Annotated in this window: 9 protein-coding genes; 3 read left to right on the forward strand and 6 right to left on the reverse strand. The window is 63.6% G+C overall.

The features are described from left to right. Positions 1–540 precede the first annotated feature (540 nt). Complete coding sequence (locus tag LKE06_RS23490) at positions 541–2205, forward strand: bifunctional 3'-5' exonuclease/DNA polymerase (protein ID WP_228001540.1); 1665 nt, start codon at positions 541–543, stop codon at positions 2203–2205. 55 nt (positions 2206–2260) lie between these two features. Then, positions 2261–2887, forward strand: a complete 627-nt coding sequence (locus LKE06_RS23495) for an alpha-ketoglutarate-dependent dioxygenase AlkB (RefSeq protein ID WP_372477420.1) — start codon at positions 2261–2263, stop codon at positions 2885–2887. A 154-nt stretch (positions 2888–3041) separates the two neighbouring features. Here the strand turns inward: LKE06_RS23495 and LKE06_RS23500 are convergent, their stop codons facing one another. Continuing rightward, positions 3042–3683: a hypothetical protein gene (locus tag LKE06_RS23500; RefSeq protein WP_228001541.1), complete on the reverse strand. Its 642-nt coding sequence runs from the start codon at positions 3681–3683 to the stop codon at positions 3042–3044. A gap of 299 nt (positions 3684–3982) precedes the next feature. After that, complete coding sequence (locus tag LKE06_RS23505; RefSeq protein WP_228001542.1) at positions 3983–4558, reverse strand: TetR/AcrR family transcriptional regulator; 576 nt, start codon at positions 4556–4558, stop codon at positions 3983–3985. Between the two features lie 83 nt (positions 4559–4641). On the opposite strand from LKE06_RS23505, the gene LKE06_RS23510 reads away from it, so the two are divergent. Beyond that, entirely contained in the window at positions 4642–5625 is a 984-nt protein-coding gene (locus LKE06_RS23510; protein ID WP_228001543.1) for a quinone oxidoreductase family protein, read from the forward strand. 522 nt (positions 5626–6147) lie between these two features. Here LKE06_RS23510 and LKE06_RS23515 read toward each other — a convergent pair. The 4 genes from LKE06_RS23515 to LKE06_RS23530 all read right to left on the reverse strand — a co-directional run bounded on the left by LKE06_RS23515 (position 6148) and on the right by LKE06_RS23530 (position 10506). Continuing rightward, positions 6148–6546, reverse strand: coding sequence for an integrase core domain-containing protein (locus tag LKE06_RS23515; RefSeq protein ID WP_228001544.1), 399 nt, complete (start codon positions 6544–6546; stop codon positions 6148–6150). A 119-nt stretch (positions 6547–6665) separates the two neighbouring features. Then, positions 6666–7793, reverse strand: coding sequence for an XRE family transcriptional regulator (locus tag LKE06_RS23520; protein ID WP_228001699.1), 1128 nt, complete (start codon positions 7791–7793; stop codon positions 6666–6668). After that, entirely contained in the window at positions 7768–8475 is a 708-nt protein-coding gene (locus LKE06_RS23525; RefSeq protein ID WP_228001545.1) for a hypothetical protein, read from the reverse strand. Before LKE06_RS23525 ends, LKE06_RS23520 begins: the two co-directional genes overlap by 26 nt. A gap of 969 nt (positions 8476–9444) precedes the next feature. Further along, complete coding sequence (locus LKE06_RS23530) at positions 9445–10506, reverse strand: dTDP-glucose 4,6-dehydratase (RefSeq protein WP_228001546.1); 1062 nt, start codon at positions 10504–10506, stop codon at positions 9445–9447. Between the last annotated feature and the right edge of the window lie 20 nt (positions 10507–10526).

Here is a 10526-nt window from a genome sequence, read left to right on the forward strand (position 1 = left end):
CCATCAGTTGGAGCATCGCGATGATGGGCGATCTGACCCTCACCGACGAACAATGCCGCATCGCCTCGGCGAATATCGCGCGAGACATCGTCGCCAAGATGTGAATACGGTTCGACCTGCGGACCATCGACGGCCACGACTTTCCCGAACACGGCTGGACCGACTACCCGCTGCCGTTTCTGGGGTCGCTGTGTACCGCGATCGGGGCTGCCCGCAGCGGTGAGGAAGCCGACTTCTACTTCTGGGAAGGGAACTTCTTCGTCAAGCTAGTCCCCATACCGCTTGCGCCTGATGCGCGGTACGTCGAGATATTTGCGGTGTACGACAGCGCTGACCGCGAGGAAGGCGGCATCGTGGAAGCCAGTTGCGTTTGCACGTTGACCGAATTGGCCCGGCGCTATGGACTTGCCCGGAACGCACGTCCGAAGGCCTCGGTCGAGCCATAACCGTGCCGGAACGCGATGCCCAGGTATCACGGCGAAGTCGCCACGGTGGCGGAGGTCGATAGTGATGTCGGTGCCCGCTGTAAGACTCTGGGACATGAGATGGGCAGTGGCGGAGACGGGCGAGGGAGGTGCGCGGCTGTGTCCACTTGATCAGGACGGTCGGCCTGCGGGCGCCGTGGTGTGTGAGTCCTCGCTCGCCGAGGCGGTGCGCTCGCGCCCAGAGGTCGAGCGGTGGGTGTGGCGATCTACTGCCGAGATCTATCGACAGTTGCTGGCGGCCGGTGTGTGGGTCGAGCGCTGCTACGACGTGGAGGCCGCAGAGGCGCTGCTGATCGGCCATGAGGAGGGCCAGTCGGGGCAGGCCCGCTCGTTGGCGGCCGCCTGGGCGCGACTGCGCAACCTGCCTGTCCCGCCGGACGCGCCCGCGCGGGCCGCCGAGACCCAGCCGTCGCTGTTCGAGTCGGGCCCGGTGCCGCTACCACCCGGCACGGACGAGTTCACCGCTCTGCTGGAGGTCTATGCGGGACAGGTGGCCCGTACGGCAAAGACCGAATATCCGGAGCGAATGCGGCTGCTGCTTGCCGCCGAATCGGCGGGCATGCTGGTGGCCACCGAGATGTCGCGCGCCGGGATCCCGTGGCGTGTGGACGTCCACCGGGAATTGCTCGACAGGGTGCTGGGTGAGCGTATTTCGGGCGGGATGCAACCACGGCGGATGGTGGAGTTGGCCGACGAAGTGTCGCGGGCATTCGGGCAAGGCGTGCGAGTCCGACCCGACCTGCCCAATGACATCATCAAAGCCTTTGCACGCGCCGGGATTTCGCTGTCCTCCACGCGAAAGTGGGAACTCCAGGAGATCGATCACCCTGCGGTAGCGCCACTACTGGCCTACAAATCGCTCTATCGGCTGTACACCGCCCACGGCTGGTCCTGGCTCGAACAGTGGGTACACAATGGCCGCTTTCGTCCCGAGTACGTGCCAGGCGGCACGGTCACCGGTCGCTGGACCACCAACGGCGGCGGTGCCCTACAGATACCCAAAGTGATCCGCCAAGCGATACGCGCGGACCCGGGATGGTGTCTGGTGGTCGCCGACGCCGACCAGATGGAGCCGCGAGTGCTTGCCGCGATCTCCCGTGATCCAGGGCTGATGGAGGTGGCCGGCCGCGGCGAAGACATGTACGCGGATCTGGCGGTTCGCGCGTTCGGTGGCGATCGCGCACAGGCCAAAGTCGCGCTACTCGGCGCAATTTATGGCCAGACCTCCGGGGATGCGCTCACCCATATGGCTGAACTCCGCCGACGCTATCCGGCCGCGGTGGCGTATGTCGACGATGCGGCCAGTGCTGGTGAGCAGGGGCGCCTGGTGCGAACGTGGTTCGGCCGCACCTGTACACCCGCCGCATCAGCTGACCTGGCCGACCACGAGGAGGAGTATTCCGGCGGATACGGCACCCCCAGGGCGCGTGCACGTGGCCGCTTCACCCGAAACTTCGTCGTACAGGGAAGCGCCGCCGACTGGACGCTTCTGGTCCTGGCCGGCCTGCGTCACGCGATGAGCCGCGCGGGATTGCGCGCCGAACTGGTCTTCTTCCAGCACGACGAGGTAATCGTGCATTGCCCGGCAGCGGAGGCCGCAACGGTCGCCGCAGCGATCGCAACCGCGGCAGAAACCGCAGGCCGGGCCGCCTTCGGGCCGACGCCCGTGCGGTTCCCATTTACTACGGCGGTGGTGGAGTGCTATGGGGACGCCAAGTGAGGATTCGCCGAACAACTATGTGCACATATGTTCGAATAGCAGTATCGTCGGCTGGGTGACGGCATGGTTGCAGGGCTCATTACTCGACGGTTTCGGGGATACCCGCCTCGACTCACTCGGAGGGATGCGCCGCACCGAATTGAGCCACGGGGCCTGGGTGGACGTCCAGCCCGGCTGGCTGGTCGGCGCGGACACGCTGTTCGACAGATTGGCCGACCGGGTGCCGTGGCAGGCCGAGCGGCGGCCGATGTATGACCGGGTGGTGGATGTGCCGCGATTGTTGCACTTCTACGACGAGGGCGACGCGCTCCCCGAACCGGTGCTCGACGATGCCCGTGACGCGTTGAGCAAGCACTATCGGAATGAACTCGGCGAGCCCTTCCGAACTGCCGGACTCTGCTATTACCGCGATGGGCGTGACAGCGTCGCCTGGCACGGCGACACCTCCGGCCGTGGCGCCACCCACGACACCATGGTCGCCATCGTCTCGGTCGGCGCACCCCGCACCCTGATGTTGCGGCCACACGGCGGCGGCGAGAGCCTGCGATATCAGGTGGGACATGGCGATCTGCTCGTCATGGGCGGGACGTGCCAGCGCACCTGGGAACATGCGGTCCCGAAAACACGCAAACCCGCCGGACCGCGAATCAGCATCCAGTTCCGGCCGCGCAACGTGCGCTGACGCCGCTCTGCCCGCCCATCGACGAGATCCACGCCGCCATCCGCAGTGGTTCGCGCATCGAAGCGCGGCGACCCAGCATCACTGGGCTTCTCATCATCCCGGAGCTGAAATCCGACGCGCGTACCCGCCGGTCGAAATAGCTTGGCCGCGAATATCAGTCGGCGGCGGTCGGCGGCCCGACCGCCGGAAAACGGCGACGACGAACAGTCGCGGCGTGCGACCAGACCGCGCGGTCGAGGTCACCCGCTACGCCGCTTGCGAGCACCTCGGCGCGAGCCCGGCGGGCGATGTTCACCTCGCGGCGATACTGACGGAAGATCTGCACCTCGCCGTTACGGTCGGCTTCATCGAGGTATGTGTAGTCCATGCCATGGTAGGCGTAGTCACCCAGCGTAGCGAGATCAGTTGCCCAACTGCGCAATTGATGGTGACCACCGAAAATCGTGATCAGACCACCGATGCGGTCGACTCGCGGCGTGCCAACGGGCAATTCATCGAAACGCCAGATCCGTTCGCCGGGGGCGCGGGAGCGCCACTCCCGCAACTCGGCCACCGCCTGCGGCAGGCCGAAGGTCTGCCAGCGGACGGTTCCTTCCGAACGTTCTCGAAACGGCATCCGGCGCCGCAGATCCGCGGCGGCGGCCCTGGTGAGGACCGTCCGTTCCACGGGCACCACGACGATCGGATCGGCGGGCGCCGCATCGAACGGATTCGGGTCCAGATGCTCCGGATCGATCACGACAAGGGTGCCCGGCCGACGTTGATACGCCAGACCCCACAGCAATCGGGCAAGCACACGCGATCCCCGCCAGTCAGAACACCACGAACGCTGACACCGGGCAACCGAATTTCCCGCCCGGACCAGTAGTCCCCGGCGCGCAATAGACCGCCAGACAACGACACCGCGATGCCGCCGAACTGGCTCGAATCGGCGTGCTGACGCGGTACCGAGGTCACCCTGTCACGTGAACTCTCCGGTCCGAGTAAACATGCGATTGCGGGAAGTACCCGTCATGCCATGTCGCTCGCGAAAGCCTTTCGATGCGCGAACGACACACAGCACCACCGCATTTCGAACAGCGAGACCGCTGACGGCTACCGATCCTTGACGACCGATTCGACCAGTTCGCGGACAGCGGTCAGAAGCCGATCGGTTTCACCCGCCCGGGCCAGGTTCTGCACCAGCGGGCCCCCCAGCGCCCCGAACAGGAGCCTGCCGACCAGTTCCGCATCCAGATCCGGGCGCGCCTCACGCAGCAGGGCGGTGATGTGCGCGTCCCAGTAGTCGTGGATTTCGGCGGCCCGCGGATGTGGCGGCCCGGCCAGATACGCGGCGGTCACCTCGATGTTGTCACTCAGCAATCGCACGAACGCGTCGAAAAACGCCAGCAACCGCGCATCGGCCGGCGCACCGGGCCCCAATGGTGGCGGCCCGCTGCGGACCGCGTCCATCAGGGCGAAGGTGCTCTCGGCAATCATTTCGTGCAGCAGCCCGGCGCGGTTGCCGAAGCGATGGAAAATCGTGCCCTTGCCGACTCCCGCCGCCGCTGCGACTCGGTCCATAGTGAGCGCGTCGGCGCCGTGTTCGGCGAGCAACGCGGCGGTCGCGTCCAGTATCACCCGCCGGTTACGTGCCGCATCGGCCCGTTCCTTCGGGCGTGCGTCGGTCATTCCACCACCTTCATTGACAACTTGACCAGCGGTCAATATCGTTGCGAACACAACTGGACCGACAGTCAAGTTAAGGAGTTGCTATGCAGGCAATCGTAATGACCGGTGTCGGCGGACCCGACGTACTGGTCGCACGGGAGGCGCCGACACCACACCCCGGCGTGGGCGAACTGGTGATTCGCGCGGAGGCGATTCCGGTGCTCTTTCCGGAGACCAAGTTGCGTTCGGGCGAGTTCCCGCTGGCCGTCGAACCACCGCTGGTGTTCGGCTTCCAGGCTGCTGGGGTGGTTACCGAGGTCGGCCCCGATGTCGACGCCGGGCTCATCGGACAACGAGTCGCCGTTGCCACAACGGGTTTCGGCGCATACGCCGAATTCGTCTGCGTACCAGCGGATTCCATCACCCCGATCCCCGACGGGCTGTCGTCGGACGATGCGGCCGCAATCGTGATGAACGGTTCGGTGGCACTCGCCCTGCTGCACACCGCCGCGCTCACCGGCACCGAGACCGTGCTGATAGAAGCGGCCGCGACGGGTGTCGGCAGCGCATTGACCCAGCTCGCGAAGGAGTTCGGCGCGGCACGGGTCATCGCCACCGCCGGTGGCCCGCAGAAGGCGGCCCAGGCACGCAAGCTCGGCGCCGACGAGGTCATCGATCACACCGATCCACACTGGCCGCAGCGATTGCGCGAAACACTCGGCGACGCAACGGTCGACGTAACGTTCGACTCGATCGGCGGACCATCCGCCACCGCGGTGCTCGACGCCATGACACCTGTGCGTGGCCGAATGCTCAGCTACGGCTGGCTTTCGGGCGCACCGGCCGAGGTCACCGCGACGGATCTGATCACCCGCGGCCTCACCCTCACCGGCTGCGCCGGCCCGGACTGGCTGGCGCGCGTCGCGCACGCACGCACCGAGACCCTGCGACGCGCGGCCACCGGCAGCCTCGAGTCAGTAGTCGAAACCGTCCTTCCACTCGAGCAAGCAGGCCTGGCCCACCAACTCGTGGAAAGCCGCTCCCCCATCGGCAAAATCATCCTTCGCCCAGGGCCGATTGCCGGGTAGTGCCGCCACGGGGTTCGGTCAGGTGAGTGGGTGGCCTCGGCGACAGTATTGCGATAGCCGGGGTCGCTGTCGGTGGCAGTGGGTTGGACCAGGCCCAGATGTGGTCGGCGGTGCGGATCGGGGGTGAGGACGAACGCGACCATTAGTCGGCGGGTTCCCGGTTATCGTGAGAGCGATCGCGCATTTCGGAAGTGTTTCACGAGTTCCCCTATGCAACAACTGTTTTCGATGTAGTCAGTCAGTCCAGCGCGGGCATGGACAAGTTGGCGTGTGCGTACCAGACCCGCCAACTCACTGGATGGAACCGGTCCGGATCAAGGTCGGCGCGTATCCAAGGTCATGCAGCCAGCCCGCAGCCACCAGCACCACTGGATCATCGACCACACCTCCTGCTAGCGCCGCGCTACACCTTCGACGTGCCGTAACCGACGCGGCAGCACGCACAGGTGCTCATATGCGAGTTTGGCCGGTCCCCGATGACGAGACCACCAGGTATTGAGTCCGGGTTGTTTTCGTCCAGATTCAGTTGATGTCGCAGGCGACAGGATGATGCGTGTGGCTGCGGGCGGCAGCGTACTCGGCCGGGGTTCGATCGCTCAGCGCCGAATGGCGATGCCGCCGATTGCGATCGTCCTTGAAGTCTCCGATCACGACGCGGGCCTCAAGCAGGCTCGTCCAGTGGTTACGGTTCAAGGACTCCTCGCGCAGGCGCCGGTTGAACGACTCGATGTAGCCGTTATTCCACGGCGTACCGGGCGGAATGCAGATGATGCCAACCCGTTCTTCGCAGAATCGTTGCAACGCAACAGAAATCATCTCCGGCCCGTTGTCGCACCGCAGCACCTTCGGTGGACTGCCAGCCGCGGCGAACACCTTCTCCAGCTCAGCGACGAGCCGTTCGGCGGTGATCGAGCGTTCCACCAGCGGCAGGCCCTTTGGGGCAGGCAGGGAAGCCAGCCCCGGTACACGCAGCCCACCACCCAACCAGGTCCATTGCCCACGTCGTCAACTCCAAGCTCCACGTGTGGCAGGCATCTCGCTCAGTTAGGACTAGAACCGAATTTGTATACCGATCCGCCAGGCTGCTTGCGCCCAGAATTCTCATGCGGTGTCGGTACAAACGATCGAAGAACCGCAGGAGGAATTGCCAAGGGATCGGCCGCAGAACGGTATGGCTTCGGCCCAAAACGTCGACTGAGCAGAGTCCATAACAGCAACGGGCTTTCGTTACCAACCTGCACTGGCTCTTCTTTTCGCCAGCCTTTGGCAGACAACTGAACAAACAGCGACCTCTTACGAGTCTCATTGATAAGTTCGAGCGCACTCGCCCTCATTATTAGGGCTTGTATGGACACTCCCCATGTTGCCTTGATTCGCGCGTAGTCAGTTAAAGTCGTTGCATCGGATAGAACTTCCACCGCGCGTGACCTTGGTACGAGCAGTGCTGTCGCAAACTTATTCGCCTCGGCCTCCGGATCAGCAGCACGCGGACGGTAGGCATGAAGAACCATATGCCCGACCTCGTGCGCAATCGTGAATCGTTGCCGATCACCGTGGATGCCAGGGAAGAACCCAATCAAGCCGCTTGCACCCAGACCGCCCCAATATGATGCTCCGAAGTGCCCCCCTCCTACGGGTGCTTCGTCACCGTCAATTTGAGGGGGAACAATAGGCACCACTGCTATGCCGGCACGCTCAAGTGCACGCGTTAGATGCGGAATCGGCGCATCCGGCGCGAGTCGCAACGCTTCTCTAGTCTGATCGGCCAGTTCGTTGATCTCATCATCGGTCACCGATTCCTGCGTTAGGAATGGCAAATCGACCATCGGATACTTACCCTCTGCGATCAACCCATCTGACACTCGATAGCTTTCGCCGAACCATCGATTGATACGCCGGGTCATGGTTTTACTTGCACCAGCAAGCTTGCGAAACCGTAATGAATCCAAAGGGATAGAACCTGACTCAACGTGGAAAAAACTCAATGGAGTCCCAGTCGCCTTCGCGATGATTTCCAACTCGGCATCAGTAGCATCCCGAGATTGGGTTTCCACGTCGGACAACCAGGATTGGCCCAATCCAGTCATCCCAGAAAGTTGATTCTGCGTGAACCCGAATAGCTCACGCAACGCACGTATCCGTTCACCCGGAGAGGCCGGGAGCATCATCACCACCTTCCTCGTCCTCCGCCTCGGGCATCCACAGGTCCAGCCCCTCATCAGTGGGCTGGAACTCCAGGTCAGTTAGCTCTTCGGCGGTTTCGGGGAGCACAAACTCAAGGTCGACCTTGGCTCTTTCGCCCCATTTCCACCGGCCAATCGTACGGACGATCCGAAAGGTAGGCGCCGCCGACACCGGGTCTATTCGCCAGATTCCGAGCAGCCGATCGTTCGGCTCCCCACCCAAAGGCAGCTGAAACGGCAATGGCGGATTGTTGTAGTAGGCCTGACGTGCTGCGTTGGTGCCGGGAGGCGGAATGTGGTCGTCCACGTGAGCGTGCAGGAGTTGGACCCGATAGTTGCTATCGGTCAACCACAGCGCGCCGTTCTGCGAGTGCCTTCCGGTCAACCTCCACGGACCGAGAGTCCCCGGTTTCACCTCCCGGAGCTTGTGGTGGGCCAACGCGCGGATCGTATGAGTGGCATGCCACCCGTAGAACTCGGAGTCGATGAGCTCCGGCAACCGGGCGCGACGGGTCTGCTCGGCCCAGGCGAAGGTGTCATGGAGCGGCTCGCACAGGTCCGACAGCGCCGTCCGGATCCGCTCCACGTGCTCCTTAATCATGCCGACGATATTATCAGCAAGAAAGTTAAGGTGCACACCTGTTTGATAGCTGGCGTGTCCGGCCACGCGGTCGCCGACGCGGCACTGGCTCTTACTTTGGACATACAAACGCCGGCATTAAGAATGCGAACAGAGACGCACGGAGCACCCCCAAAAATCGGCGAATACCTGGTGTCGCAACGTCATTGGCAGACCGTTACGAACCGGAGCGGACCGTAGGATCGATCAGATTCATCAGCACCCCAGCGCGGCCGGTAAGGGCTGAGGAACGGTGCCATTGACCAGCGTAACTGTTCTGTGCGGTGCGGGATTGGGCTCGCCAGGACGACCCGGGCCGCCTCCAAGTGCACGCTCGAATCTCGCTGCGACACATTTGGGTGCTGCGGTGCGCGTCTGGTCCAGGAGGCGTCTACTTGACGGCCGCAGATTCGCGTTGAGTCCCTGGGACTTCCATCCGTCGACCGTCCGCGTCGCGACCTGCACCTTTTGCGCGAACTGCTCGATCGAAAGGTTCATCGCTCGGCGTAGCGCTTTGGACTCGACCCCGGTCCATTCGTAAACAATCGTCGGCCCAGCTCCAACCCCTGCTCGTGCCGCCGTAGTGGATCGAAAGCTACACCTGTTCAACCGATCTTGGGGCCCTAAATGTGGTGGACCACACCAAGTTGCGGAGTAACTGCGGAATCAACTCCTGGTCGCCGCAATCGCATCAGCCGACTCTGAGATCGGCACCCGATGCCGGGGCACAAGCGATCCCCTCATCTCAGGTAGGCGAAACCGGCTGGGCGGATACCGGATTCGTTCGGCCGGTCCGGTATCGGCGTGCCCTTATACGTTTGGGGAGGCACAGACATGACCGTTTCGACCAGCACCACCGATCAGTGGGATTCGGAGCAGCGTGAATGCACAACGGTGCCCGTCACACCGGTGGCCCGCGACCGTGCCCGGCTGGCTGGCTGGTCCCGGTCATGGCCACTCGCACATCTTCGTTGCCGCAACATCGCAGGCGGGCACGGATGGTCTGACGCGACGCGGCTAGCTGGTGCCGGCCGGGAGCTGGCTCCAGTCGACGCCCAACTCACCCTTGTCAGCCAAGATCGCCTCCCACCAGTCGCGGTTGTCGCGATACCAACGAACCGTCTCGGCCATCTCCGGCTCGAACCGACGCGACGGCCGCCACCCCAGCTCAGTTTCCAGCTTCTCCGGGTTGATGACATAGCGGCGATCATGGTTCGGGCGGTCGGGTACATGCTCGATCCACTCGGCCGGATCCAGACCCAGCTCAGTCACCACCAGGCGGGCAATCTCGAGGTTGGTCACCTCATGACGAGCCGAGATATCGAAGATCGGCAAAAGCCCCGGATCGGTCGCCGCGGCCGCCGGGGTCGGCCCCAACTCCGCGTGCAGCACACGATGCACCGCCTCGCAATGGTCGATCACATGCAGCCAATCCCGGCTCTGCAACCCGTCGCCGTACACCGGGATCTTACGACCCCGCAGCACATTGGTCACCGCCAACGGAATCAGCTTCTCAGGCAGCTGATAAGGCCCGAAGTTATTGGCGCAGTGCGTCATCCGAATATTCAGCTGGGGGTAGGTCTGCATGTAGGCGCGCACCATCTGATCGCCCGCGGCCTTCGCGGCACTATACGGGGTCTTGGCGTTCAACGCGCTGCGCTCGGTGAACCACCGCTCCCCCGCCGCGAGCTCCCCATACACCTCGATCGTCGACACATGAACGTGAGATTTCACCGGCACGAGGCGACTGCATTCTGCCATCACCTGGGCTCCGACAGCATTGGATCGCATGAAGGACGACGGACCCAGGATCGCCCGGTCATTGTGCGACTCAGCAGCGAAATTCACGACGAAATCGGGTCGACACCGCCGATAGATCGCCTCCATCGACTCTAGGTCGGCGATATCAGCATTCTCAAACGTGATCCGCTCGAGCACCGGATCCAGGTTGGCCATGTTCCCGGCAAACCCGATGTAATCCACCGCAACCACTTGCACCTGCGGTTCCCGCGCGAGGAGGAATTGCACATAATTCGCGCCAATGAATCCCGCGGCACCCGTGACGAGGTAGACAGCCATGGGTCCCGAGCCTACCCCGC

This window comes from Nocardia australiensis, from assembly GCF_020733705.1.
In the GTDB taxonomy this organism is placed as follows: Bacteria; Actinomycetota; Actinomycetes; order Mycobacteriales; family Mycobacteriaceae; genus Nocardia; species Nocardia australiensis.